The 25,359-nt window shown below is 67.4% G+C and carries 27 protein-coding genes; 20 read left to right on the top strand and 7 right to left on the bottom strand.

The genetic code is table 11. The features are described 5' to 3' along the window. Positions 1 to 16: 16 nt before the first annotated feature. The 7 genes from murB (at position 17) to ACFQRC_RS05890 (ending at position 8,829) form a co-directional block, all read left to right on the top strand. On the top strand, positions 17 to 1,012 hold the full coding sequence (gene murB, locus ACFQRC_RS05920; protein ID WP_379958857.1) for a UDP-N-acetylmuramate dehydrogenase: 996 nt from the start codon (positions 17 to 19) through the stop codon (positions 1,010 to 1,012). Between the two features lie 117 nt (positions 1,013 to 1,129). Beyond that, positions 1,130 to 2,068, top strand: a complete 939-nt coding sequence (locus ACFQRC_RS05915; protein WP_379958855.1) for a D-alanine--D-alanine ligase — start codon at positions 1,130 to 1,132, stop codon at positions 2,066 to 2,068. Continuing rightward, positions 2,065 to 2,994 carry a cell division protein FtsQ/DivIB gene (locus ACFQRC_RS05910; RefSeq protein ID WP_379958853.1) on the top strand — a complete coding sequence of 310 codons (930 nt, stop codon included), beginning with the start codon at positions 2,065 to 2,067 and terminating at the stop codon, positions 2,992 to 2,994. The genes ACFQRC_RS05915 and ACFQRC_RS05910 overlap by 4 nt, the downstream gene beginning before the upstream one ends. Before the next feature lie 10 nt (positions 2,995 to 3,004). Continuing rightward, positions 3,005 to 4,276 carry a cell division protein FtsA gene (ftsA, locus tag ACFQRC_RS05905; RefSeq protein ID WP_379958851.1) on the top strand — a complete coding sequence of 424 codons (1,272 nt, stop codon included), beginning with the start codon at positions 3,005 to 3,007 and terminating at the stop codon, positions 4,274 to 4,276. 109 nt (positions 4,277 to 4,385) lie between these two features. After that, entirely contained in the window at positions 4,386 to 5,840 is a 1,455-nt protein-coding gene (ftsZ, locus tag ACFQRC_RS05900) for a cell division protein FtsZ (protein WP_379958849.1), read from the top strand. Positions 5,841 to 5,947: 107 nt separating this feature from the next. Beyond that, entirely contained in the window at positions 5,948 to 7,669 is a 1,722-nt protein-coding gene (locus tag ACFQRC_RS05895) for an SPOR domain-containing protein (protein WP_379958847.1), read from the top strand. Continuing rightward, a complete protein-coding gene (locus ACFQRC_RS05890; protein WP_379958844.1) occupies positions 7,666 to 8,829 on the top strand; it encodes a deoxyguanosinetriphosphate triphosphohydrolase in 1,164 nt (387 codons plus the stop codon). The genes ACFQRC_RS05895 and ACFQRC_RS05890 overlap by 4 nt, the downstream gene beginning before the upstream one ends. A gap of 6 nt (positions 8,830 to 8,835) precedes the next feature. Here ACFQRC_RS05890 and ACFQRC_RS05885 read toward each other — a convergent pair whose 3' ends face one another. After that, positions 8,836 to 10,248 carry a calcium-binding protein gene (locus ACFQRC_RS05885; protein WP_379958842.1) on the bottom strand — a complete coding sequence of 471 codons (1,413 nt, stop codon included), beginning with the start codon at positions 10,246 to 10,248 and terminating at the stop codon, positions 8,836 to 8,838. A 130-nt stretch (positions 10,249 to 10,378) separates the two neighbouring features. Then, the gene (locus ACFQRC_RS05880; RefSeq protein WP_379958840.1) at positions 10,379 to 11,419 is read right to left on the bottom strand and encodes an endonuclease/exonuclease/phosphatase family protein; all 1,041 of its coding nucleotides are present in this window, start codon (positions 11,417 to 11,419) and stop codon (positions 10,379 to 10,381) included. Positions 11,420 to 11,601: 182 nt separating this feature from the next. Between ACFQRC_RS05880 and argS the strand changes: the two genes are divergently transcribed. The 9 genes from argS (at position 11,602) to ACFQRC_RS05835 (ending at position 19,679) form a co-directional block, all read left to right on the top strand. Next, complete coding sequence (argS, locus tag ACFQRC_RS05875) at positions 11,602 to 13,335, top strand: arginine--tRNA ligase (protein WP_379958838.1); 1,734 nt, start codon at positions 11,602 to 11,604, stop codon at positions 13,333 to 13,335. Continuing rightward, complete coding sequence (locus ACFQRC_RS05870) at positions 13,335 to 14,045, top strand: SPOR domain-containing protein (RefSeq protein WP_379958835.1); 711 nt, start codon at positions 13,335 to 13,337, stop codon at positions 14,043 to 14,045. Before argS ends, ACFQRC_RS05870 begins: the two co-directional genes overlap by 1 nt. Positions 14,046 to 14,053: 8 nt before the next feature. Continuing rightward, positions 14,054 to 15,061 (top strand): beta-N-acetylhexosaminidase, encoded by a 1,008-nt coding sequence (gene nagZ / locus ACFQRC_RS05865; RefSeq protein WP_379958832.1) that lies wholly within the window; start codon positions 14,054 to 14,056, stop codon positions 15,059 to 15,061. A 90-nt stretch (positions 15,062 to 15,151) separates the two neighbouring features. Further along, on the top strand, positions 15,152 to 15,913 hold the full coding sequence (locus ACFQRC_RS05860) for a segregation and condensation protein A (protein WP_379958830.1): 762 nt from the start codon (positions 15,152 to 15,154) through the stop codon (positions 15,911 to 15,913). Continuing rightward, complete coding sequence (gene scpB, locus ACFQRC_RS05855) at positions 15,910 to 16,500, top strand: SMC-Scp complex subunit ScpB (RefSeq protein WP_379958827.1); 591 nt, start codon at positions 15,910 to 15,912, stop codon at positions 16,498 to 16,500. Before ACFQRC_RS05860 ends, scpB begins: the two co-directional genes overlap by 4 nt. 30 nt (positions 16,501 to 16,530) lie before the next feature. Then, on the top strand, positions 16,531 to 16,785 hold the full coding sequence (locus ACFQRC_RS05850) for a twin-arginine translocase TatA/TatE family subunit (RefSeq protein ID WP_379958824.1): 255 nt from the start codon (positions 16,531 to 16,533) through the stop codon (positions 16,783 to 16,785). 25 nt (positions 16,786 to 16,810) lie between these two features. Then, on the top strand, positions 16,811 to 17,176 hold the full coding sequence (tatB, locus tag ACFQRC_RS05845; protein ID WP_379958822.1) for a Sec-independent protein translocase protein TatB: 366 nt from the start codon (positions 16,811 to 16,813) through the stop codon (positions 17,174 to 17,176). Further along, positions 17,173 to 17,943: a twin-arginine translocase subunit TatC gene (gene tatC / locus ACFQRC_RS05840; RefSeq protein WP_379958819.1), complete on the top strand. Its 771-nt coding sequence runs from the start codon at positions 17,173 to 17,175 to the stop codon at positions 17,941 to 17,943. The genes tatB and tatC overlap by 4 nt, the downstream gene beginning before the upstream one ends. Next, positions 17,940 to 19,679, top strand: a complete 1,740-nt coding sequence (locus ACFQRC_RS05835) for a phospholipase D family protein (RefSeq protein ID WP_379958816.1) — start codon at positions 17,940 to 17,942, stop codon at positions 19,677 to 19,679. The genes tatC and ACFQRC_RS05835 overlap by 4 nt, the downstream gene beginning before the upstream one ends. A 55-nt stretch (positions 19,680 to 19,734) precedes the next feature. Here ACFQRC_RS05835 and ACFQRC_RS05830 read toward each other — a convergent pair whose 3' ends face one another. Then, positions 19,735 to 19,863, bottom strand: a complete 129-nt coding sequence (locus tag ACFQRC_RS05830; protein WP_379958813.1) for an entericidin A/B family lipoprotein — start codon at positions 19,861 to 19,863, stop codon at positions 19,735 to 19,737. Positions 19,864 to 20,259: 396 nt separating this feature from the next. Here ACFQRC_RS05830 and ACFQRC_RS05825 point away from each other — a divergent pair, with 396 nt between their 5' ends. Next, positions 20,260 to 20,448 carry a hypothetical protein gene (locus ACFQRC_RS05825; RefSeq protein ID WP_379958810.1) on the top strand — a complete coding sequence of 63 codons (189 nt, stop codon included), beginning with the start codon at positions 20,260 to 20,262 and terminating at the stop codon, positions 20,446 to 20,448. Between the two features lie 15 nt (positions 20,449 to 20,463). Here the strand turns inward: ACFQRC_RS05825 and ACFQRC_RS05820 are convergent, their stop codons facing one another. After that, positions 20,464 to 21,975, bottom strand: coding sequence for a sensor histidine kinase (locus ACFQRC_RS05820; protein ID WP_379958807.1), 1,512 nt, complete (start codon positions 21,973 to 21,975; stop codon positions 20,464 to 20,466). Positions 21,976 to 22,067: 92 nt separating this feature from the next. After that, a complete protein-coding gene (locus ACFQRC_RS05815) occupies positions 22,068 to 22,292 on the bottom strand; it encodes a NepR family anti-sigma factor (RefSeq protein WP_379958804.1) in 225 nt (74 codons plus the stop codon). A gap of 299 nt (positions 22,293 to 22,591) precedes the next feature. Between ACFQRC_RS05815 and ACFQRC_RS05810 the strand changes: the two genes are divergently transcribed. From ACFQRC_RS05810 to ACFQRC_RS05800, 3 genes are all read left to right on the top strand, one after another. Then, positions 22,592 to 23,389, top strand: a complete 798-nt coding sequence (locus ACFQRC_RS05810; RefSeq protein WP_379958801.1) for a response regulator — start codon at positions 22,592 to 22,594, stop codon at positions 23,387 to 23,389. Positions 23,390 to 23,477: 88 nt separating this feature from the next. Beyond that, on the top strand, positions 23,478 to 23,615 hold the full coding sequence (locus ACFQRC_RS05805) for a hypothetical protein (protein WP_379958798.1): 138 nt from the start codon (positions 23,478 to 23,480) through the stop codon (positions 23,613 to 23,615). Between the two features lie 89 nt (positions 23,616 to 23,704). Beyond that, positions 23,705 to 24,364 (top strand): sigma-70 family RNA polymerase sigma factor, encoded by a 660-nt coding sequence (locus tag ACFQRC_RS05800; RefSeq protein ID WP_379958795.1) that lies wholly within the window; start codon positions 23,705 to 23,707, stop codon positions 24,362 to 24,364. A gap of 26 nt (positions 24,365 to 24,390) precedes the next feature. On the opposite strand, the gene ACFQRC_RS05795 is transcribed toward ACFQRC_RS05800, so the two are convergent. Beyond that, the gene (locus ACFQRC_RS05795) at positions 24,391 to 24,630 is read right to left on the bottom strand and encodes a hypothetical protein (protein ID WP_379958793.1); all 240 of its coding nucleotides are present in this window, start codon (positions 24,628 to 24,630) and stop codon (positions 24,391 to 24,393) included. Continuing rightward, on the bottom strand, positions 24,627 to 25,172 hold the full coding sequence (locus ACFQRC_RS05790) for a hypothetical protein (RefSeq protein ID WP_379958791.1): 546 nt from the start codon (positions 25,170 to 25,172) through the stop codon (positions 24,627 to 24,629). Before ACFQRC_RS05790 ends, ACFQRC_RS05795 begins: the two co-directional genes overlap by 4 nt. Positions 25,173 to 25,359 lie beyond the last annotated feature (187 nt).

Genomic DNA, 25,359 nt, shown 5'->3' with positions numbered 1-25,359 from the left:
CGAAAGAGACCCGTTCGTGTCGAGCGCAGTCGAGACACCCTCCCGAGCGAAGCCGAGGGACGATGCATGGAGGCAGGAGGTCTCGGCTTCGCTCGACGGGGCCCCTCGACTTCGCTCGGGGCGAACGGAAATCCCCGACCTGACAGGTAAGGTCGAAGCGGACGGCTCGCTGGCCGACTTCATCTGGTTCCGCACCGGTGGCCCGGCAGAGTGGCTTGTCCGGCCGGCCGATGTCGAAGACCTGTCGCAGTTCCTTCGCCATCTCGATCCGGCGACACCCGTCCTGCCCGTCGGAGTAGGCTCAAACCTTATCGTCCGCGACGGCGGCGTTTCGGGCGTGGTAGTGCGTCTTCCCAAGAGCCTTGCCGCGGTCTCGATTGAGCCCGGCAACCGCGTCCGCACCGGCGCGGGCGCGATGGGCATCACCGTCGCTAGCAAGGCGCGCGACGCCGGCATCGCGGGCCTCGAATTCCTGCGTGGCATTCCGGGCACGGCGGGCGGCGCGGTGCGGATGAACGCCGGCGCCTATGGCCGCGAGGTCGCCGACATTCTCATCGAGGCGACCCTGGTCCTGCGCGATGGCACCGTCGAGGTCTGGCCGGCGGACCGGTTCGGTTACACCTACCGGCACAGCGAGACTCCCGAAGGCGCGGTCGTCGTCGAGGCGCTGTTCGAAGGCGCGCCCGGCGATCCCGCCGTGATCGGCGCCGAGATGGACCGCATCGCCGCCGAACGCGAGGCGAGCCAGCCCTTGCGCAGCCGCACCGGCGGCTCGACGTTCAAGAATCCGCCCGGAACCAAGGCCTGGAAGGAGATCGATGCGGCGGGTTGCCGCGGTCTCACGATGGGCGACGCGCAGGTGTCGGAGAAGCACTGCAATTTCCTGTTGAACCTTGGCAAGGCGACATCGGCGGATATCGAGGCGTTGGGCGAGGAAGTGCGCCGGCGGGTTCGCGCGCATAGCGGCGTCGAGCTCGAATGGGAGATACAGCGGGTGGGGAGGAAAGGATGAACCGGGAGAGTTTCCACTCCCCGTTCGCCCTGAGCCTGTCGAAGGGCTGTCCTTCTGCTCGTACGGGTTTGGAGAAAGGGCAGGGCATCGACAAGCTCAGCCCGAACGGAGTTTACATTGCCTAAATCTCTTCACGTCGCCGTGCTGATGGGCGGGTGGTCGGCCGAACGGGAGGTCTCGCTGTCGAGCGGCAAGGGGATTGCCGAAGCGTTGGAGAGCCTCGGCCATCAGGTCACCCGCGTCGATATGGACCGGAACGTCGCGCAGGTTCTGACCGCCGTTCGCCCCGACGTCGTCTTCAACGCGCTCCACGGTACGCCCGGCGAGGACGGCACGGTGCAGGGCATGCTCGATCTGATGCAGATCCCTTACACCCATAGCGGTGTCGAAACGTCGGTGATCGCGATCGACAAGGAACTCACCAAGATGGTGCTCGTCCCCCACGGCATCCGCATGCCCGAGGGACGGATCGTGCGCAGCGAAAGCCTCCACGCCGAGGACCCGATGGCGCGGCCTTATGTGCTGAAGCCGGTCAACGAGGGCTCCTCGGTCGGCGTCGCCATCGTCACCGACGAAAGCAATTACGGCAACCCCATCGGCCGCGATGTGGCGGGGCCGTGGCGGGAGTTCGACCGGCTTCTGGCCGAGCCCTTCGTCCGGGGGCATGAGCTCACCGTCGCCGTGCTCGGCGACGAGGCGCTGGCCGTCACCGAGCTGAAGCCGACCCACGGTTTCTACGATTACGATTCCAAATATACGGACGGCCTCACGCAGCATGTCTGCCCGGCCGAGATTCCGGACGCGATCCGCGACGCCGCCATGGCGATGGCGCTGAAGGCACACCGGCTGCTCGGCTGCAAGGGCACGTCGCGCTCCGATTTCCGCTGGGACGACGAGCAAGGCGAGGAGGGGCTGTACCTCCTCGAAGTGAACACCCAGCCCGGCATGACGCCGCTCAGCCTGGTGCCGGAGCAGGCCAGATATCGCGGCATGAGCTATGCCGAGCTCGTCCAGCGGATCGTCGAGGACGCTCTCCCCAAGGGAGGGCTTGGATGAGCGCACGCATCGCCCGCGGCTCGGCCGCGGCGAAATCTAGACCCCGCAAATCGCAGCCGCGCGGCAAGCAGGGCCGCAAGAAGCAGGCCGGGATGCTCGACGCGCTGCCCATGGCCGAAGAGACGATCCGCCGCGTCGGGCTCTGGATATTGCTGGGCATGGCGATCGCGCTCGGTCTCGCCGTGGCGGCGGCGATGGGCGTTCCGCGGATGATCGGCACCTCGATCGGCGAGGCGGTCGGCGAAGCCGGATTCGCGGTGAAAAGGGTCGAGATCAAGGGTCTCGACCGGATGGAGCGGCTCCCCGTTTATGCGGTCGCGCTCGATCAGAATTCGATGGCGATGCCTTTGGTCGACCTCGACGGCACGCGCGAGCGGCTGCTCCGCTTCGGCTGGGTCGAGGAAGCCCGCGTCTCTCGCCGCCTGCCGGACACTTTGGTGGTCGACATCGTCGAGCGCGTTCCCGCCGCCATCTGGCAGCACAATCAGCAGCTCTCGCTGATCGACCGCGAAGGGGTGGTATTGGAAGCGGTAAAGCTCGATGCGATGCCGGACCTGCCCCTGGTCATTGGCCCCGCCGCCAACCATCATGCCCAACAGCTTACCGCGTTGTTCGACGCGGCGCCGCAGCTCAGGCCGATGCTGGCCGGCGCGAGCTGGATCGGCGGGCGTCGCTGGGACATAAGGTTCCAGTCGGGCGAAGTACTCGCTTTGCCCGAAGGCGAGGAAGCGGCTTCGAAGGCGCTCGTCCATTTCGGCCGCATGGACAAGGCGGCGCAGCTGCTGGGCCGGGGCCTCGCCCGCTTCGACATGCGCATCCCGGGCAAGTTCATCGTCCGCCTCTCCCGCGTGCCGGGGACGACCGTGCCGACGCTCGCTCCGACGATCGCAGACGGCGCACCGATCGATCCGGCGACGACGATATGAGGGCGAGGATGTGAGCAGGCGGCTCCCCCCACCGCCGGGCAGAAAGCTCGTCACCGCGCTGGACATCGGCTCGTCCAAAATCTCCGCCTTGATCGCCGATCCCGGCGAGGAGGGCGCGCTCAGGATATTAGGCACCGGCCAGCGCGAGAGCCGGGGCGTCAAACGCGGCTTCATCGCCGACATGGAGCAGGCCGAAGCCGCGATCCGCGAGGCGGTGGAACAGGCCGAGCGCATCGCCGGCACCAATATCGACGATGTCTTCGTAGGCTTCGCGGCGGGGGGCCTCGCCAGCACCGTCGCCAGCGTCGAGGTCGGCATTGGCGGCCGCCGCATCGAAAGGCAGGACATAGACGAACTGCTCCGCGCCGGCCGGGATTCGATCAACCCGGAAGGGCGGATGCTCCTTCATGCCCTTCCCGCCCTCTATACTCTGGACGGCGTGCAGGGCGTCAGGAAGCCGCTCGGCCTCCACGCCGACAAGCTCGCGGTAGACATCCACGTCATCGCCGCCGAGCCGTCGCCGGTGCGCAATCTCGATGTGTGCGTCCGTTCGGCGCATCTCGGCGTCTCCGCGATCGTCGCCTCGCCGGTCGCGGCGGGCCGGGCATGCCTCAGCGAGGAAGAGCGCGAGCGGGGCGTCGCGCTGGTCGAGATGGGCGCCGGCGTCACCAACGTCTCGGTTTTCGCGGGCGGTATGCTGGTCGGCCTGAAATCGCTGCCGATCGGCGGCATCGACATCACCGACGACATCGCTTCCGCCTTCGGCACCCGGCGGGTCGAGGCCGAGCGGATGAAATGCTTCTTCGGATCGGCCGCCACCAGCCCGCGCGACAATCACGACATGATCGATCTGTCGCCGATCGCCGGCGTAGAGGAGGGCACGGAGTCCGCGCGGATCACCCGCGCGCAGCTCATCGCCGTCATCCGCCAGCGGCTCGACCAGCTGATGGGCGAGATCGCCTGCGCCTTGAAGGAGCTCGGTTTCGCCGGTCCCTTCGGCGGCCAGATCGTGCTCACCGGCGGCGCCTCGGAGCTGAAGGGCATGGCCGATTACGCCCAGGGGGTGCTCGGCCGCGCCGTGCGGGTCGGCCGGCCGCGGCTGCTCGGCCTGCCCGAGGCGCATGGCGGCCCGGCCTTCACGACGCTCGCCGGCCTCGCCCTTTTCGCGGCCTCCGACGAGCTCGATCTCAGGCGTTTCGGCGATGGCGAAAAGACGGTCCAGAAAGGCGATGAGGGAAATATGGTCCAACGCCTGATCTCATTGTTTAGAAGCAACTATTAGGAAAAATGTCAGTGACGTTAACTTTTTGCTTCCGCGCGCGAATCGCATCGTGCAAAAGAGTCATGGAGGTGCTTCGCGCGGGCGCCTCGAGCACAGGGGAGACAGCCAGATGAGCATCGATTTCATTCGTCCGGAGGTTGACGAGCTTCGTCCCCGGATCAGCGTCATCGGCGTCGGCGGCGCGGGCGGCAACGCCATCGCGAACATGATCAACAGCGACGTTCAGGGGGTCGACTTCATCGTCGCCAACACCGACGCGCAGGCCTTGAACGCCTCCTCGGCCGATCAGCGCATCCAGCTCGGCCTCAAGATCACGCAGGGTCTCGGCGCCGGCTCGCGCCCCGAAATCGGCAAGGCGGCGGCCGAAGAGACGATCGCCGAGATCGAGAAGGCGCTCGACGGCGCCCATATGTGCTTCATCGCCGCCGGCATGGGCGGCGGCACCGGCACCGGCGCCGCCCCGGTCATCGCCAAGGCGGCGCGCGACAAGGGCATCCTCACCGTCGGCGTCGTCACAAAGCCGTTCAGCTTCGAGGGCAACCGCCGCGGCCGGTCCGCCGATGCGGGCATCGAGGAGCTGCAGCAGCATGTCGACACCCTGATCGTCATCCCGAACCAGAATCTCTTTCGCATCGCCAACCCGAACACGACCTTCAAGGAAGCGTTCCAGATGGCCGATGAGGTGCTTCAGCAGGGCGTGCGCGGCATCACCGACCTGATGGTCATGCCCGGCCTCATCAACCTCGATTTCGCCGACGTCCGCTCGGTCATGGGCGAGATGGGCAAGGCGATGATGGGCACCGGCGAGGCCGCCGGCGACAATCGGGCCATCGACGCGGCCGAGCAGGCGATCGCCAATCCGCTCCTGGATGGCGTCTCGATGAAGGGCGCCAAGGGCGTCATCATCTCAATCACCGGCGGCGAGGACATGCGCCTGATGGAGGTCGACGAGGCCGCCAATCACATCAAGGACCTGGTCGATCCGGACGCCAACATCATCTGGGGCTCGGCCTTCAACAACGACCTCGAAGGCAAGATCCGCGTCTCGGTGGTAGCGACCGGGATCGACGCCGAGGCGCAGGCGGTCCAGCCGGCCCCGGCCAAGGTCTTCGCCTTCCCCGGCGCGAGCCGCGCCGCCGAGGCGCCGAAGCCGATGATCGTCCCCGAACCAATGATGGAGCCGGAAGCCGCCGCCGAAGAGCGCGCCCCGGCGGTCGAGCTCACCCTCGAGGAAGAGGCGCCCGCCGACGAGCTGAGCCTCGACCAGACGGCCGATGAAGGCGAGGAGCTCCTGCTCGGCAGCGGCGACATGCTGGCGGACGAAGAGAATGTGGAGACGGTCGAGATCGGCGAAGAGGCGCCGACTCCGGGCACCCGCAGCTGGCTCGCCGAGCAGGAAAGCGCTCCGGCGGCGCCCCGCGCGGGGGGAACCTTGTTCGAGCGCATGTCGAACATCGCCCGCGGCGCCGCCAAGGCCCAGGTCGAGGAAGAGGAAGCGCCCGCGCGCTCCGGCCGCGATCCGCTCGACATTCCGCGCTTCCTCAATCGCCAGAACAACCAATAAGGGCGCTCCGGTCGGTGCCGGCGGTTCGTCGCCGCTCGGCACCGGCTTGGCGCGGATTTGGCGGCCGAGACATTGCCGGTACAGCTTCGGCGAGGCTTATCGCCGGCATGACTTCCATGAATGTGAAATCGCTCCGGCTCGGCGCGGCCCTGCTGGCGATGGGGCTCGCGGGTGCGTCGCCGGCCGTCGCGGCCCAGCAGATCCGCACCGTCTACAGCCCCAGCCAGTTGCGTGAGGATCCCAGCGCCGCTTTGACGCGGCACCTGCGCAGCCTCGCGGATTCCCCGCGCAGCCCGAGCGCGCTCATCGGCGCGGGCGAGGCTTCGCTCGCGCTCGGCGACCCGCAGACCGCGCTGACCTTCTTCGCCCGCGCCGAGGAGGTCGCTCCCCGCGACGGCCGGGTGAAGGCCGGCATGGGCTCGGCCTTCGTGCTGCTGGAGCAGCCCGCCGCGGCGCTGCGATTCTTCGGCGAGGCGGCGAGCCTCGGCATCCCCGTCGCCCGTTTCGCCGGCGATCGCGGGCTCGCCTACGACCTGACCGGCGATCCCCAGCGCGCCCAGGCGGATTATGCGCTGGCGCTGCGGGGCGAGGAGAATGCGGAAGTGCGGCAGCGTCTCGCTCTCTCGCTCGCCATCAGCGGCCACCGCGAGGCGGCGCTGTCGACAATCGAGGCGCTGGTGCGGAAGCAGGACCGGTCGGCCTGGCGGACCCGCGCCTTCATCCTCGCCCTCACCGGCGACGAGGCCGGCGCGACGGCGGCCACCGAGGCGGTGATGCCTGGCCAGGCGGTGGCGATGCGGCCTTTTTATGCCGGGCTGCCCGGACTCACTCCGGCGCAGCGCGCGATGGCCGTGCATTTCGGTCACTTCCCGACCGGGACACAGCCTCTCCAGACGGCGCAGGCTGCCCCGGGGCCGGTCTATTCCGGCGCCGTGCCCGCCGCGACCCAGACCGGGAGGCCGGACGCCCGGCAGCCCGCGCTCGGCCGCCGCGCGCCGACGCCGCCCGCGTCGACCGCGCCGCGGCGGAGGCCCGGCGCCGACGAAACGATTGTCGAGAAAGTGGGGCCGGGCTCGCGCGCTTATGCCCCCCGCAACCGATCCGCCCGCGCCGCGCAAGCGACGCCACCGCCGCCGCCGCGGAAGCCGGGGGCGCTCGCCCGGAACAGCGCGCGGGCGCCCGCGCCAACCGCGCCGAACCCCGCGCCGGCCGACGAAGCGCCCGAACCCCGACCGGCCTTTTCGACGGTCGTGACGAACAAGCCCGACCCGGCGCCGCCTTCGCGTGCGGCGGTCGCCCCGTCGCCGGACAGGCGTGAACCCGCTGCCCCCGTGGCGACGATCACCGCGAGCCCATCCTCCGCGACCCCCGCGCAAAGCGTTGCCAGGCGCGCGCCGGTGCCTTTCGGTCCGCCCACTTCGGGCACGCCGCCCCGGGTCGCCGACATCAGCGAGACCGTCCAAGCCCTCCAGGCGCCGGCCAAAGCGCCCAGCGCCGAAGAGGAGAAGCCGGCTCCGAAGCCTGAAAAGAAAGCGGCCCCCGCCAAGCCGAAGGCGCCGAGCCGTCACTGGGTCCAGATCGCTGGCGGAGCCAACAAGGCTTCCCTGCCGCGCGAATTCGACCGGCTGAAGACCAGGGCGCCCAAGCTGCTGTCGGGCAAGACCGCCTGGACGGCGCCCTTGCGCTTCACCAATCGCCTGCTGGTCGGCCCGTTCGACAGCGAAAGCGAGGCGCAGAGCTTCGTCAACGAGCTCGCCAAGGTGGAACTCGCGGCGTTCAGCTGGACCAGCCCGGCAGGGCAGGAGATCGAGAAGCTTTTCGCCCAGTGAGGCCGCTGTCGCCCCTCGCCGCCGACCCCGCTCGCTCGCGCGGCCGGCTGCACGGCGAGGAATCGGAGGGAACGCGCGGCCCGCGCGACGCCTTCCAGCGCGACCGCGACCGCATCATCCATTCGGTGCCGTTCCGGCGCCTCCGCCACAAGACCCAGGTCTTCGTCGCCCCCGACGGCGACCATTTCCGCGTGCGTCTCACCCACAGCCTCGAGGTCGCGCAGATCGGCCGAACCATCGCCCGCGACCTCGGGCTCAACGAGGATCTCACCGAGGCGCTCTGCCTCGCCCACGACATCGGCCACCCGCCCTTCGGCCATGCCGGCGAGGATGTGCTGCAGGAGGCGATGGCCGAGGCGGGCGGGTTCGACCACAATGCCCACACATTGCGCCTGCTGACCCGGCTGGAGACGCCCTATCCGCGCTTCGCCGGACTCAACCTCAGTTGGGAGACGCTGGAAGGACTCGCCAAGCATAACGGCCCGGTCGAGAACCCTGGTTGGGCGCTTGCCGAAGCGAATGGCGAATTCCCGCTCGATCTCGCCACCTGGCCCGGCCTCGAAGCGCAGGTTGCCGCCATCGCCGACGACATCGCCTACGACAATCACGATATCGACGACGGATTGCGGGCGGGGCTGTTCACCCTGGAGGAATTGCTGACCGTGCCGCTGGCGGCGCGGAGCTGGGAGGATGTCCGCGCGCGCTATCCCGACGTGGACGAAGCGCGGCTTGTGCCCGAACTGGTCCGCGACCAGATCGGCCGCATGGTCAACGACGTGCTGGAAGAAACGCGCCGGCGCATCGCGGCGTCCGGCGTGGGGAGCGCCGACGAAGTCCGCGCCGCCGGCGGCAGGCTCGCCGCTTTCTCCGCTGCGATGGCGGCCGAGGAAGGGCGGCTCAAGGCCTTCCTCACCGAACGCATGTACAGCGCCGCGCCGGTCAAGGCGGTATCGGACGACGCCCGCGCGCTGCTCGCCGGCCTGTTCGCCGCCTATCGCGACGATCCGGCCCTGCTTCCGCCCGAATGGCGCGCCGGCATCGCCGACCGGGCCGCGCTGCTGCGACGGATCGGCGACTTCATCGCCGGCATGACCGATCGCTACGCCGTCACCCGCTATCGGGAGCTGGTAGGGCCGATCGAGCTCCCCGAAGGCTTTTAGCAACACTCAGATGATGACGAAGTCCGTATTCGTTAGCGCGAGACCGGGCGACAGCGTCGCGAAGCGGATGGCGGCCGTCGGGCCGGTGCCGTCGGCGTCGTAGAGCAGAATTCCGGTGGCGCTGTCGTAGATGATGCGATCGCCGGCGTCGGACGCGCCCGCGCCGATCCGGAAGGCCCCGGGGGTGAGCGCGCCGACGGGCAGCGCGTCGAAAATGGCGTTGTCGAGGCGGATGGTGTCCTGGGGCGCGCTAAAGTCGAGTATTCGGTCGCCATTGCCGGACAAGAGCGTGGTGAACAGGAAGCTGTCTGCCCCGGCGCCGCCCATCAGCCGGTCGTTTCCCAGGCCGCCGTTCAGCCTGTCATTGCCTTCGCCTCCGATCAGCAGGTCGCCGCCCGCGCCGCCGTCCAGGTTGTCCGCTCCCTCCCGGCCGTCGAGCCGGTTGGCGCGGCCGCTCCCGGTGAGCCTGTCGCCGAACAGGGAGCCGATCACATTCTCCACGGTGGTGATGAGGTCGTTGCCCCCGCCGCCGCTGGCCTTGCCGGTGGCGAGATTCACGGTCACGCCGGAGCCTACGAAGCCATATTCTACGGTATCGACACCGCGACCGCCGTCGATCGCGTCGTCGCCGAACCCACCGAGGAAGAACTCGTTCGCATCGGATCCGGTCAGCGTATCGGCGAAACGCGAGCCCAGCACGCGTTCGATCGACGACAAAATGTCGTTGCCGCTGCCGCCAGTTGCGGCGCGGGTAGCCAGATTGACCGAGACGGGGGCCGCGGCGTCGAAATAGACCACGGTGTCGATTCCCGCGCCGCCATTGATGGCGTCGTTGCCGGCAAATCCCTGGAGCTGATTGTTCCCGCCATTGCCGATGAGGGTGTCGCCGAAATCGGAGCCTTCGACATCCTCCACGCCGGTGACTATGCTGGTTCCGTCGGACGTACGGTATCGGCCGGTCGCAAGGTTGACCGTCACCCCTTCATCGAAGCCGTCGAAAGTCAGGACGTCGCTGCCGCCGCGGCCGTCGATCCGGTCTCGGCCATGCGAACCGACAAGGCGATCATCCTCTTCCGAGCCGCGGATCGTGTCGTTTCCCCTCAATTCGTACTGGCCATATTCGTAACCCGACGTGCCGATGGAAAGCAGGCTGTTGCGGGTAGCGACATCGACGTTGAGACCCGTCGCCTGGCTGGCGAGCCGCCCATCGGAGGTGAACCCATAGGCCTCGGTCACCGTGCCCCTGTTGAAAAAGCCGTTGCTCGCATAGGTGAAATTTCGGCCATGATAGGCGGTGCGCAGGACGCCATTCTCGCCGATTACCTCGAACAAGGTGGCGCTTTGGGAGCCGTAGAACTGGGCGAGATAGGTCGTATCGAACGTATATCGAAAGCCGATGAAGAGGGTGTAGGTCGCCATGCGCGTGATCCTTCTTCGGAAGAAAGAACCGACAATCTGCTACTCGGGACGCTGCCGCATCATCCGGCATTCGCGGCGGCTTGGCAATCGGAACAGTCGCGTGGATTGGCGGTCGCCAGTTTGAGCGCTCTCAGTCACCGCCGCCGGCGACCGGGCGATATCTGAAGGCGGCGCGGATAATGCCGTGGTCGTTGGTTCCCGACAGCTCGTGATCATCGTAATTGAGGTGGTCGTTATTCACCTCCATTCCGTCGAACGCCCAGATGCGCTTGCGGCTATTGTCGTAAAATTCCTGGCTCAGCATGATCTGGTCGAGCGACTCGCGCTCATTCTGAAAGATATGGGTGTAATAGACGTCGCGGGTGCTGCGATATTGCTGCAGGGTCTGGGCGGTGTAGAGATCGTTGTCCCCGCCGCCCTTGGACAGGCCGATCAGGTAATTGGGCTGACTGCTGAGGATGGCGACAGTGTTGCTGCACTGGCCGTCATTGACGTCGCCGAGCAGGATGACCGGCGTGTCGGTGCCCTTCATGCGTTCGGTCAGGATAAAACGGAGCGCGGCCGCCTCGGCGGTGCGGCGGATGGTCGAGATCGCGCCGCCGATCGCGTCGCGGTGCTTACCGAAAATGTCCGGCGCCGCTTCGAACCAGGGCTCGTCGTCGATGCGGGTCGGCAGTTTGGATTTGAGGTGGCAGACATAGACATGGATGTCCGGCGTATCGTCGCGGGGACGGATGACGAAATGGAGGACCGGCCGCGAGAAGCTGTCGATATTGACGGCGATCTCCGAAGTCTGGGGATCGTCGCCCTGGCTTTGCAGGCGGAATTGGTCGGGAAAGCTCGTGATCCACTCCGGGTCGCCCGCCAGGATATCGGCGCGCACCGCGGCGGCGCAGACGATCCGGCCGCCGGCATGTCCGTCGGGCACGAGCATCGCATAGTCGGTCGCGAGCCCCGCCTGCTGGAACGCGTTGGCGAGGGATTGCCCATGCCAGAGTTCCTGGAACCCGTAGACGTCCGATCCCATGATATTCAGCATGCGCCCCGTCCATTCGATCTTCTTCGTATATTGCGCGGCGGTCCAGCCGGTCCCGTCGCGGTACATCGGCGCGCCGGGCTCGTTAAGATTGTACAGGTTGAAGGTCGTGAAGCTGATCCTGTCGAGGTTCATCGATCGTCCTCCCCCGTTGCGGCGCGCGCGGCCTCCCTTATCCCGCAGGGCAGTCACATTCCGGAGCGGAGACTAAGCCGATATGGAGCGATCCCGATGGCGGCGGCATTCGCGCGTGGCCGCTTCATATTCCACGTTCGATGGGCTAGGTGCGCGCTTCATCCCAAACGACCGGGCAAAATGTGACCACCCTCTATCACCGCTTCGCGCACCATCTCGATACATTGCTCGACGCCCTCGTCGCATCGGGCGACCTTCCGGCCGGCCTCGACCGGAGCGCCGTCGCGGTCGAGCCGCCGCGCGATCCCGCGCATGGCGACCTCGCGACCAACGCGGCGATGGTGCTGGCCAAGAGGGCGGCAACCAGCCCTCGCGCGCTGGCCGAATTGATCGCGCCGGCACTGGAGAGGCTGGACGAGGTCGAGAGCGCCGCGATCGCCGGTCCCGGCTTCATCAACATCCGTCTCGATCCCGCCATCTGGCGCGACGAGCTCCGCGCCATAATCGAGGGCGGCGCCGATTACGGCCGCTCGGCGATCGGCGGGAACGAGCGGATCAACGTCGAATATGTCTCGGCCAATCCGACCGGCCCGATGCATGTCGGCCATTGCCGGGGCGCCGTGGTCGGCGACGCGCTCGCGTCCCTGCTCGAATATGCCGGCTATGCCGTCACCCGCGAATATTATGTCAACGACGCCGGCGCGCAGGTCGACACGCTCGCCCGCTCGGCGCACCTTCGCTATCGCGAGGCGCTGGGGGCCGACATTGGCGAGATACCCGAGGGCCTCTATCCCGGCGACTATCTGAAGCCCGTCGGCGAGGCGCTCGCGGCCCAATATGGCGACCTCTACGCCGCCGCGCCCGAGGCCGAATGGCTCCAGCTCTTCAGGGGCAAGTCGGTCGCGGCGATGCTCGATCTTATCCGCTCCGACCTGGCCCTGCTCGGCATCCATCACGACGTCTTCGCTTCCGAGGCCGAGGTGCAGGGCAGCGGCGCCGCCGACCGGGTGATGGCGACCCTGCGCGACAAGGGGCTGGTCTACGAAGGCCAGCTGGAGGCGCCCAAGGGCGAGACGCCCGACGATTGGGAGCCGGTCGAGCTCACCTTGTTCCGTTCGACGAAATATGGCGACGACCAGGACCGGCCGATGAAGAAGTCGGACGGGAGCTGGACCTATTTCGGCGCCGACGCGGCCTATCACCTCCAGAAAGCGGAAAAGGCCGACGCGCTCGTCAACATCTGGGGCGCCGATCATGCCGGGACGGTGAAGCGGATCCAAGCGGCGGTGACGGCGCTCACCGACGGCAAGGTCGATCTGGACGTCAAGCTGGTCAACATGGTCCGTCTGTTCCGCGCCGGCGAGCCGATCAAGATGTCCAAGCGCTCGGGCAATTTCGTGACCTTGGCGGATGTGGTGCGCGAGGTCGGCAAGGATGTGGTGCGCTTCATCATGCTCACCCGCCGCGCCGACGCCCCGCTCGATTTTGATTTCGCCAAGGCGGTCGAAGCGTCGAAGGACAATCCGGTCTTCTACGTCCAATATGCCCATGCCCGCATCCGTTCGCTCCACCGCCGGACGGAGGAGGCCGGCATCGATCTTTCGCCCGCCGCCGACCTGTCGCTGCTCGACGACGAGGAACTCGCGCTGGTGAAACTGGGCGCGCAATTCCCGCGGATCGTCGAGGCGGCGGCGCTCGCGCATGAGCCTCACCGCGTCGCTTTCTATCTTGGCGATCTCGCCGCCGCCCTCCACGCCCAGTGGAACAAGGGCAATGACGATCCCTCCCGCCGCTTCTTATTGGCACACAATCCCGATTTGACACGCGCGCGGCTGGAACTCGCTTCCGCAATCGGGCAAATACTGCGCAACGGCCTCGCCATCATGGGAGTGGCGGCCGCCGAGGAGATGCAGTGATGACCGATACCCGCGCCGACGACCCGACGCCGCTCGACGACGAGGACCGCCTGCCCTGGCTCGAGGCGGTCGAGGAGGAAGAAGGCAATGAGGGTCCGACCGCGGCCAAGCTGATCGCGTTCGTGGTGATCGGGCTCGCCGCCATCGGCCTCATCGTCGGCGGCCTGTTCTGGATGGGCAATCGCGACGGCGCCGCGGGCGATGGCGAGCCGGAGCTGATCGCCGCGCAGGAAGGCGATTACAAGGTCAAGCCCGAGGAGGCCGGCGGCATGGAAGTGGAAGGCACCGGCGACACCGCCTTCGCCGCGAGCGAGGGCGCCACGCCCAAGTCCGCGATCGACACCAATGCGCTCCCCGAGGCGCCGGTGACCCGGGCGCTGCCGCCCGCCGCCGCGCCGCCCGCCGCCGCTCCGGCTCCCACGGCGCCGGCTCCCACGCCCGCTCCTCCGGCCGCGATGCGCCCCTCGGCGGTCGCCGCCCCGGGCGATGGCACCATTCAGCTCGGCGCCTTCTCCAGTCAGGCGAGCGCCAATTCGGCGTGGAAGGCGCTGGCGGGCCGCTTCTCCTACCTCGCCCCGCTCTCCCACAGCGTCACTCCGACGACCACCGGCGGCCGGACGCTCTATCGCCTGCGCGCCACCGGCCCCGGCGCGCGCGACATTTGCGGCCGTCTCCAGGTGGCGGGCGAATCCTGTGTGCGTATCGAATAAGGAATGACATGCAGCCGGCGATCTACGGCCTTTCGGGCGCGAGCCTCAGCGCGGACGAGCGCGCCTTCTTCCACGATGCCGATCCCGCCGGCTACATCCTCTTCCGGCGCAATTGCATCGACCCGGAGCAGCTCCGCGCGCTGACCGACGCGCTGCGCGCCCTTCACCGCCGCGACGACCTCCCCATCCTCATCGACCAGGAAGGCGGCCGCGTCTCGCGGATGCAGCCGCCGGTCTGGCCGGAATTCCCCGCCGCCGAGGCGTTCGCGGACCTCTACCAGGTCGCGCCGATCAGCGCGATCGAGGCGGCGCGGGTCAACGCCCAGGCGATCGGCTCGGTGCTGCGCGAGGCCGGGATCAATGTCGATTGCCTGCCCTTGCTCGATGTCCGGCAGGCGGGCGCGCACGACATTATCGGTGATCGCGCCTTGGGCTTCGAGCCGATGCAGGTCGCGGCCCTCGGGCGCGCGGTGATCGAAGGGCTGCGCGCGGCGGGCGTGGTCGGCGTGGTCAAGCATATGCCCGGCCATGGCCGTTCGACGAGCGACAGCCATCAGGAGCTCCCGGTCGTCACCGCTTCCTCAGGTGAGCTGGAAACCGACATCGAGCCCTTCCGCACGCTGGCCGGCGCGCCGATGGGGATGACCGCCCACGTCGTCTATACCGCCTGGGACGCGGATCGTTGCGCCAGCCTGTCCCCGATTGTGATCGGCGAGATCATCCGCGGACGGATCGGCTTTGGCGGCCTGCTCATGTCCGACGATCTCGGCATGCACGCGCTGTCGGGCGGCTTCGACGAACGCGCGGCGGGCGTGATCGCGGCAGGCTGCGATGTGGCCCTGCACTGCTCGGGCGACATGGCCGAGATGGTCGCGGTGGCGTCGGGCCTCGGCGAAATGACGGACGCGGCGCGCGAACGCCTGGGCCGGGCGATGGCGAGCGTGGTGGATGCGGGCGAGGGCGCTCCTTATGCGGAGCTGGCAGCCAAGCGGGACGCGCTCCTCGGTTACGCTTAAAGAGAATCGCGCCGGCGCTGCGCCATTCCGGCGCCGGAGAAGCCATTTTTCCGCTTCGCATCGTCACCCCCGCCGCTTAGTCTCGCGCTGGTGGATTGGGACGATTCCTTCGAAGAGCAGCCGGCGGTCGCCGAGACCGAGAGGCTGACGCTCGACATAGACGGCTGGGAAGGGCCGCTCGACCTGCTGCTCACTTTGGCGCGGACGCAGAAGGTGGATTTGCGCGAGATTTCGATACTCGCGCTCACCGAGCAATATCTCGCCTTCATCGCCGACGCGCGCAAGTTGCGGCTCGAGATCGCGGCCGATTATCTGGTGATGGCGGCCTGGCTTGCTTACCTCAAATCGTGCCTGCTGCTGCCCCGCGACGAGCAGGCCGATCCCAGTCCCGAGGAACTGGCGTTGCGGCTCCAGCTCCGCCTCCAGCGGCTGAACGCGATGCGCGACGCGGGAGCGCGGCTGCTGGCGCGCGACCGGCTCGGGCGCGACGTGTTTGCGAGGGGGCGCCCGGAGGGGCTGCGGATGATCCGCAAGGCGGCGTGGCAGGCGGACCTTTACGACCTCATCGCCGCCTACGGCAATGTCCGCGCACGGACCGAGCCGGCTTACCACGTCGTCAGCCGCCGCCCGGTCATGACCCTGGAGGAGGCGCTGCTGCGGGTCGAGCGGCTGCTTAGCGCCGGCGTCGAATGGGCGAGGATCGAAAGCTTCCTGCCCGAGACGCAGGATGGGGAGTTCCGCAAGTCGGCGCTCGCTTCCAGCTTCGTCGCCACCCTCGAGCTCGCGCGGCGGGGCAAGGTGGAGATGGAGCAGTCGTCCGCTTTCGCGCCGCTGTACATTCGCGCCGCATGAGCAGGCCGTCCGACGATATCCGCGCGGTCGAGGCGACCCTGTTCGCCGCCGAGGAGCCGATGAGCGCGCGGGAAATAGCCGATTATGTCGGGCCGCATGTCGATGTCGGCGAGACGCTGCGCGCATTGGCCGGCCATTATGTGGGGCGGGGGATCGAGCTGGTCGAACGCGGCGGGCGCTGGCATTTCCAGACCGCGCCCGATCTCGCCCACATCCTGCGGCGTGAACGCGACGAGGTGCGCAAGCTCAGCCGGGCCGCGGTCGAGACGCTGGCGATCATCGCTTATCACGAGCCGGTCAGCCGCGCCGACATCGAGGCGATAAGGGGCGTCCAGATATCCAAGGGCACGCTCGACGTGCTGATGGAGGCGGGCTGGGTGCGGCCGGCGGGGCGGCGGGAGGTGCCGGGGCGGCCGCTCACTTATGCGACCACCGCCGGCTTCCTCGCCCATTTCGGCCTGGCGAGCCGGCGCGACCTGCCCGGCATCGACGATCTGAAGGCGGCCGGGCTGCTCGATCCGGTCGACGCGGCCCTGGAGCAGCTGGGTGAACAGCTAGAACTGGAAACGGAGCGCGAGGACGACTAGGGGTCTTCCAAGCGTCTGTGGAGAATGAAGATGGGTGGTTTGAGCCTTTGGCATTGGTTGGTCGTCGGCGTCATCATATTGCTGTTGTTCGGCAAGGGCCGCTTCTCCGAGATGATGGGTGATGTCGCCAAGGGCCTGAAGAGCTTCAAGAAGGGCATGACCGACGACGATGAGAAGCCGGCGCCGCCGCCGCAGATCGAAGGCGACCGTCCGATCGATCTCAAGCCCGACGCGACGCCGGAGCGCGGCCGCGCCGCCGATCCGGAAGACCGGCGCGAGCCCTGACCGGCTCGCCTGAGGGGCTGGGCGCATGTTCGATATCGCACCCACCGAGCTGCTGATCGTGGCTTTGGTCGCCCTGGTGGTGATCGGCCCGAAGGATCTGCCGCGCGTGATGCGCACCGTCGGCAATTGGGTCGGCAAGGCGAAGGGCATGGCGCGTCACTTCCGTTCGGGCCTCGACACGATGATGCGCGAGGCCGAGCTGGAGGAGATGGAGAAGAAATGGAAAGAGGAGAATGCCCGCATCATGCGCGAATTCCCCTCGGTCGAAGTCCCGAAGAGTGACGGCGCGCCTCCCGTCGGAGAATCGCCGCCACCGGCCGGAGAAACGCCGCCTGTGGAAGGCGACATGCCGCCGCCGCGCGCCGGCGACGACGACCGCAAGCTGCCATGAGCGAGGTCGACCAGAGTCGCGCCCCGCTGATGGACCATCTCGTCGAGCTGAGGCGGCGCCTGATCTGGTCGGCCGTGGCGCTGCTGCTCTGCTTCGGCGGCTGCTTCTATTTCGCCGACAGGATTTTCGCGTTCCTCGCCCAGCCGCTCGTTGAAGCGTTCGGGCCGGGGCAGGGCAAGCTCGTCTACACCAAGCTCTACGAAGCCTTTTTCGTCGAGGTGCGGGTGGCTTTCTTCGCCGCCTTCTTCCTCGCCTTTCCGATCATCGCCAACCAGATATGGGCGTTCGTCGCGCCGGGCCTTTATTCGAAGGAGAAGCGCGCCTTCCTTCCCTTCCTGATCGCCACGCCCGTCCTGTTCCTGACCGGCGGGGCGCTGGCTTATTATGTCGTGATGCCGACCGCCTTCACCTTCTTCCTGGGCTATCAGGGCGACATTGGCGGCATCGAGCAGCAGGCACTGCCGTCGATCGGCGAATATCTGAGCCTGGTGATGCACTTCATCCTCGCCTTCGGCATCGCCTTCCTCCTGCCCGTCCTGCTGATGCTGCTGGAACGGGCGGGGATCGTCACGCGCGAGCAGCTGGTCCGCGGGCGGCGCTACGCCATTCTCGTCGCCTTCATCATCGCCGCGGTGGCGACGCCGCCCGACATCCTCTCCCAGTTCATGCTCGCCGTGCCGCTGATCCTGCTTTACGAATTGTCGCTGATCGCGATCTGGTTCACCGAGCGGCGGAGGGCGCGGGACGCCGGGAAAGACCTGGTTTGACGGCCGCGCCGCCGCCGCCCTTCCTGAGCGATCGCAATGCGATGCTCGCGGTGAAGGATGCTCCGGACTGGATGAAGCCCGCGCCGCCCCGTGACGGCTGCCGCGTCACGCCGCTCATCGAGGCGGCGGACATGTATCCCGCGCTGGAAGACCTCTTGCTCGATGCGAAGCAGGCGGTCTGGCTCTCCTTCCGCGTTTTCGATCCCGACACGAAAACGCGTTCGGACCGGGCGAAGGCGCTCGGGCTCGGCGACTGGTCGGCGTTGATCGCCCATATCGTCGAACGCGGCGTCGAAGTGCGGATCCTCCTTGCCGATTTCGAACCGGTGCTGGCCGATTTTCTCCACGCGGGGTCGTGGTGCACCTATCGGACGCTGCGCGCCGTCATCGAGGGACTGGACGAGGACATACGCCCTCGCCTCCAGCTCATCGTCGTCCAGCATGAAGGGGAGATGGGCTGGGGCTGGCGGCAATTGCTGCGGCTGCTGCTGCGCCGCCGCATCCGCAAGGTGGTCGGGAAGCTCCTGAAGCGCGAGAAGCACAAGGATGGCGGCTTCGAGACCCGGCCCGGCCTGTGGCGTCATGTCCGGTGGGAGGAAAAGCAGGCGAAAGCCTGGAAAGCCGCCCCGCCGCCCCGATTGTGGCCCGCCACCTACCACCAGAAATTCGTCGTCGTCGACGGCGACAAGGCGGTCATTGGCGGGCTCGATCTCGACGAGCGTCGCTGGGACGACCGCCGGCACGACCAGCGCGCCGACCGCACCTGGCACGACATGTCGGCGCTGGTCGAGGGGCCCGTGGTCGCCGACGCCGCGCGCCATTTCGCGCGGCTGTGGAACCGGGAACTGCCGCGCTACCGCTCGACCGTCGCGGAATGGACCGACGGCTGCGGCCGCGAGCTGATGCTCGACCCGCTGACCGAGATCAAAGCCGAGCCGACGACGCAGGAGAGCGAAGGCCAGGCCCGGGTCCAGCTCGCCCGGACGATGTCGCTGAAATCCGGCGGGACGTTCGCAATCGGCCCGGCGCGCGGCATTCGGGAGCTGAAGGCGGCGCACCGGGAACTGATCCTCTCAGCCAGGCGCCAGCTCTATATCGAGGCGCAATTCTTTCGCTCCAACGACGCGGCGGATTGGATCGAGGCGGCGCTGCGCGCCAGCTCCGACCTTGAAGTCATCATCCTCGTCGCCAACGCGCCGGAGGAAATCGCCTTTCAGGGCCAGAGCGACAACCTCGCCCACCGGCATGGCGAGCACCTCCAGGCCCGCGCGCTCGGAAGGCTGCTGCGCAAGGCGGGCCCCCATCGCGTCGGCCTGTTCACCCTGGCCAAGGACGAGCCCGTCGAATCCGGCGAGGAAAAGTTTAAGGAGACGCGGGGCACCGCTTACGGCTCCGGGCTCATCCATATCCATTCCAAGCTGCTGATCGCGGACGACAAGGCCTGCCTCATGTCCTCGGCCAACGTGAACGGGCGCAGCTTCGAGTGGGACACGGAGCTGGGCTTCATCTGGACCGAAGCGGGGGACCGGATCGCCGACTTCAAGCGCGACCTCTGGAAACAGCTCCTCGAAGGCGCGCTGCCGGAGGGCATGGACCTGGAGGGCTGGCGCGCCGTCGCCCGCGCCAATGCCGCCGCGGCGCCCGAGGCGCGAAAGGGGTTCGTCGTTCCCTATCAACTCGGCCGGGCGCGGCGGTTCGCGCGGCCTTACTGGTTCATACCGGACGATCTGGTGTGAACATGAAAAAGGCGCCGCCTCGGCGACGCCTTTCCATGGATGTAGGGGAACCGCCTCAATCGGCGGCGTCGGACACGGTTTCGCCGACCGACTCGACATCCTCGCCGGCGCCTTCGATGGTGTTGCAGGCGGCAAGGGCAAGGCTGCCCGTTATGGCGAATAGTGCAAACAGCTTACGGACCATGATCTTTCTCCTGGCTAAACGCGCGCGACGATCGAGTGGCCGGCGTGCGTGCGAGGGCTTAATGCGCGCCGGCGCGCCTTGGTTCCACCGGCGTCACGACGCCGACATCGCAATCGGCGCGCCTATTTCCTTGGATGGGAGCCCGCCTCAAAAATGTTGAGCCCGGAAGCGCCACCGGGGGGGGGAGGTTGGCGCGTCCGGGCTCATATTATGGATAGCGAGAGCGGGGGGGCAAAAGGTCACTATCCGAAGTGCTGAACGAGGGAGGGGCACTCGGGTTCCCGCCGGGTTCGAAAAAAATCGCGGCGGGCACAAAAACTTTCCGCAGCCGGCCGGGGCGAACGCAACCGGATTGCCGCGCGGCCGGTTAGGGATGGAAAAGCCAAGGAGCAACGGATGAGCAAACCACCCAAAGCGACGCCCCATTCCGATCTCGACGGAGTCCGCGAGGATGAGCGCCGCAATATCGACAGCGCGGCCGAGGCGGGCCAGGATTCAGCCGATCTCGCCGAAGCGAAGAAGAAGTCGATCGGCCGCCCGCCTTATTCGGACGAAGCGAAAGGGCGCGACGACCGCAGCCGGTGACCCCGCGGCCCGAACCTAGCCGTCGCCCTTGTCGATGACCGCGATTTCCAGTGCGTAGCGGCCCCGTTCGTTGTCGCGGTCGAGCGCGGAGCGGAGCTGGCGCGCCAGGCCCGTGATGATCCGTTCGAACCGGTCGACGAGATCGGGATCGCAGGACGCCTCGCCACGCAGGCTTTCGGATTCGACCGCCAGCAGGGCGCTCCCGCTCGCGCCGGCGCGCAATGAAATCGACACCGGGTGCGCGCCGCAAAACATCGCGAACTCCACGATCTCGGTGACGAGGAAGGCGACGGAAACGGCCACGTCCTGGGTGGTGTAGAAGGGCTCGATATCGATCCGGATCGTCATGTTTCCGGCGGAAGCCGGAGCGGTGGCGCGCAGATTGGCGCCGAGTTCGGAGATAAGCGACCGCAAGGCGACGCCGCGATTATCCTCCAGCTCCGCGAAATGGTTGCGATGCACGACCGCGAGCGCGTCGACCCGGCGCTGGATCGAGGCGTAGGCGGCGGCCACGTCCTCGTTCGCGACGCCGCGGGCATGGAGATTGAGGAGCGAGGCGACCACCTGGAGATTGTTCTTCACACGGTGATGGACTTCGCGGACGAGCCGGCTCTGGCGCTCGATCGCGGCCTCGAGGTCCGCCTCGTGCCGGGCGATGGTCCGCGTCACCTGATCGAAGGCGCGGCCAAGGTCCCCGATCTCGCGCGCCGGAGTCTTCAAGGTGGGCAGATCGAGGCTCGTGTCGCCCGGGCGATAGGCCAGGACCGCCCGCTGCATCCGCACCAGCGGCCTCAGCAGCAGCCGGTCGAGAATGATCCAGCCGATGATCGCGGCAAAAATCCACATCATCACCGGGAGCAGGATCATCAGCACCTCGACCGCGCTGATCGGAACCGCGCCGAGCGTGATCCGCATCATCAGGCGCTCGCCGGCGATGGAGGCGAGGCCCGTCACCGACTGGACGAGCGGGCCGGGCTGATAATCGCTCCGCAGCATCATCGACCTGTCGCCTTGCAGCAGCTCCAGATCGAAATTGCCGCTCGTGCCGGGAATATAGGTGAGTTCCGACAGCTCCTCGCGGGTGAATTCGCCGGCGCCTTCTATGGCGCCTCTGTCGTCCCACAGGACGAAGCGCAGCACTTCGCCTTCCTCGCCGATCTCAATGAGCGAGCGGCGGCCGGCCGCCGCCGGGACGGCGGCCGGAGAATATTCCGGCGTCGCGCACCTCGGAACATTGTCATTGCCGTAGAGCGCGAAGCGGCCGATCGAGGATTGGGCACGCTCCAGCCTCAGCAGGGTGGTCTCGCAGATGGAGGATCCCGGCGGCGTCAGCGCGATCGCCGTGCTGGCCGCGCGGATAGTGCCGGAACTGCGCGACAGCAGACCGTTGACCCGCTGCGCTTTCAAATCGAGCTTGGCGAGCGTCTGCTCGGCCCGCTTGGCGCCGGTGTCGCGCGCGCTTTCGACCGAGGCCAGGATGGCGATGAGCCCCAGCGGGAGCAATCCCAGGCTGAGGATCAACAGCATCTTCAGTCCGGTGGAAAGCCGCGCGAACCGGGATGCAAATCTGCCTTTGTCGTCTCGCTCCACTCTGTTCAGACCGTTTCGCGCGGGGGGCGTTACCCCAGCTTCCCGAGCAGATCGAGCATTTCGGGCGGAATGTCTTCCTCGACCGTGCGCTGGTAAACGGTCTTGAGCGCCAGCCCCAGTTCGGGTCGGTCCGCCTGCTGCTTCTTCTTCAGGTCGGCCCGACTGGAACCGCCTGACCCAGCGGGGGTTCCGCTGTTGCCGGGATAAGTGGATTTCCGCCGGCGGTCGGCATCCTTTTCAAGCTCGAAAGTCAAATCTGAATACCCCTCGCGGCCCACGCCGCGCCCGCTTCATTGAAAAAAGGCCCGCCGCCAATACCGCGTGTCGCCACCGATTCGGATACGAACAGAGCCCACCGACCGGGACGTTGTAACGGCCGACGTGGCCATGGAAACAAAAAAGTCGCTTATTGGTTCCACCCTTTCGAGAGGGAGCGGGCCGGGCCGTTCTCTTTCCCGCGTTCATGCTGTTTCGATGCCGCGCGAGGCGGGGTTGCAAAGCACGGGCAAGCCAACCACAACACCGGCCAATTCATGCAGGAGTCGTAACCAAAATGTCGCTCGGCCAGGAACTCGCGCCTCACCTTCCCTTCCTCAGGCGCTATGCCCGCGCTCTCACCGGCACCCAGGGCCATGGCGACGCCTTCGTCCGCGCCACGCTCGAAGCGATCGTCGCCGCTCCAGGTGATTTCCCGCGCGATGTCGATCCCCGGCTGGGCCTCTACCGCACCTTCCACGCCATCTGGTCCTCGGCCAATATCGAAGACGATTCAGGCGGCGGCGACGCGCACGATCCCGAAGGCATCGCCCAAGCCCGGCTGGCGCGGATCACGCCGCTGTCGCGCCAGGCGCTTCTGCTCACGGCGATGGAAGGGTTCACCCCGGAGGATGCCGGCTATCTGATCGGCGCGTCCGCCTCCGAAGTGGAGAATCTCGTCGCCGAAGCGCTGGCCGAGATCGAGCGCCAGACCCGGGCCGAAGTGCTGATCATCGAGGACGAGCCGATCATCGCGATGGACATCGAGACGATCGTCCGCGATCTCGGCCATGGCGTCACCGGCGTCGCCGTGACCCGCGACGAAGCGGTCGCCCAGGCGATGGCGAAGCGGCCGGGCCTGGTGCTCGCCGATATCCAGCTCGCCGACGACAGCTCCGGCATCGACGCGGTCAAGGATATCCTCGCCGAATTCCAGGTGCCGGTCATCTTCATCACCGCTTTCCCCGAGCGGCTGCTGACCGGTGAGCGGCCGGAGCCGACCTTCCTCATCACCAAGCCGTTCCAGCGCTCGACGGTGAAGGCGGCGATCGCCCAGGCACTGTTCTTCGACAGCGCGACCGTTCCGGCGGCGTGACGGCGGCGTTTTCGGGCCGAAGGGAACCGCCCCGCCCCGGCGGACGTTGGCCCGGTAAGTTCAGGTAGATCGAGGAAGCGCCCAGCTTATGGACGAACGCGAACAGCATATCGGCAAGACCGAGGCCCGTGCCGGCACGACGCCTCACATGACGCGCTACATACTCAGCATCTCGGTCGTTCTAGTCGTCATCCTCTTCGCCCTGATCTTGTTTGTCTGGCGCTAGCGCATACATCCAATACCAGATGGTAGCGGCCCCAAACGGGCCGTCATGCGCGCAAGCGACAATCCATTTCAGCATACGGGGGCAGCCTGATGGCCGGCCATAAGCCAGCAGTGATCGACGAAGAGGAGCGCCGGGAAGAGCCGGTGCCGCTGCCCGACGACGAATTCAAGGAACAGCTTGGCCAGGTAATCCCGCACCTGCGCGCCTTCGGGCGGTCGCTCTCGGGCAGCCGCGACCTCGCCGACGATCTCGTCCAGGAGACATTGCTCAAGGCCTGGGCGGCGCGGAAGCGCTTCCAGGCCGGCACCAACATGCGCGCTTGGACCTTCATCATCCTGCGCAACCTCTTCCTCAGCCAGATGCGACGCGCCCGGTTCAAGGGCGAATGGGACGAACTGACCGCGTCCAAATTGCTGGCCGCGCCGGCGAGCCAGGACCGGCACGTCGAATTGGGCGACATGCAGCGGGCGTTGATGCATTTGCCGCAGCCGCAGCGCGAGGCTCTGATCCTGGTCGGCGCGGGCGGCTTCGCTTACGAGGAGGCGGCCGAGATTTGCGGCTGCGCGGTCGGCACGATCAAGAGCCGGGTCGCCCGCGGCCGGGTCGCGCTGGAGGCTTTGCTGACCGACGGCAACCTCCCCTCGCGGCGAGACCACGAAACCGATTCGAGCAAGACGGCGCTTCAATCGATCATGAGCGAAGTGGACGATCTCAGCCGCGACCGCGATCCCGGCGCGCGCGGCGGTTAGGACGGCGTTTCGCCGCCGCCCGCGGCTCAGTGCGCCTCGTCGCCCCGCGCCTCGGCCATCTCCACTTCCTGCCACAGGACATCGAGCAGGCCGGTCAGTTCGGCGATGTGCGGAACATCGTGGCGGCGGACGCAGCGATATTTCTTCGTCAGCAAGGCGACCTCGGCGAGGATCAGGCGGGTGAGTTCGCCATGCGCGTCGAGCGAGGGGATCGTCTCATAGGCTTCCAGCGCCCGGGCGCGGAGCAGGCCTTCGCACTCGCTCATCGCCAAGCCTCCACGATCTTGGTCACGCCGTCGATGCCGAGCGCATAATAAGCGCCCACCGCGCCGAGCGCGAGCAGGAGGATGATTGTCGCGGCGAAGGCGATCCAGGGTGTGCCGCGCGCGGGCTCCTCGTCTTCCCCGGCGAAGAATTCGGCCTCCTCGGGCGCCGGAGGGGATGGGATTTCTGTGTAAGCGGGAGCGGAAGAGGCGCGGGCCAGAGCGGGCCCGGCACGGCCGGCGGCGAAGACCAGCTTTTCGGAGGCGAGCGCGATTTTCTGGTCGTCCAGACGACGGGCCAGCGCGCTATATTCGGCGCCGGGCGGCGGCATGTCCCCGATTAGGCCGCTCAATTCCCCATCGAGTGCGACGAGGCCGTCGAGCGCCTCCATGGCCAAACGGCGGTCGCGCCGCTCCATCGCCAGCTGGAGCCGGACGACATTCATGTTGCTGGCGCGCAACAGCAACATGCCTCGGGCGAGGTCGGCTTCGGAAACGGGACTTGGCGGCCAATCCTTTTCGCCCAGCCCAGGGTTGCTTGCCATCTGTCCGGTGGTCGCCAACTTACTGCCTCCCCGAACGGCTCCCCCTACCGATTCGCTGCTGTGAGAGGTGAAGCTAGCGGGAAGTTGAGCCGCTGGAATCCCCCCGGGGGCGCGAACCGGACTAAGCGTTGCGGATGCGAGACGAGCGCGAGGTTCGGAGGCGAAGTCGTGGTCGCGTCCGTTGAAG

The sequence above is a fragment of the Enterovirga sp. GCM10030262 genome (genome assembly GCF_042666435.1).
In the GTDB taxonomy this organism is placed as follows: domain Bacteria; phylum Pseudomonadota; class Alphaproteobacteria; order Sphingomonadales; family Sphingomonadaceae; genus Allosphingosinicella.
The sequence above is the reverse complement of the archived record's forward strand: the minus strand, read 5'-3'. Positions and strand labels throughout refer to the sequence as shown.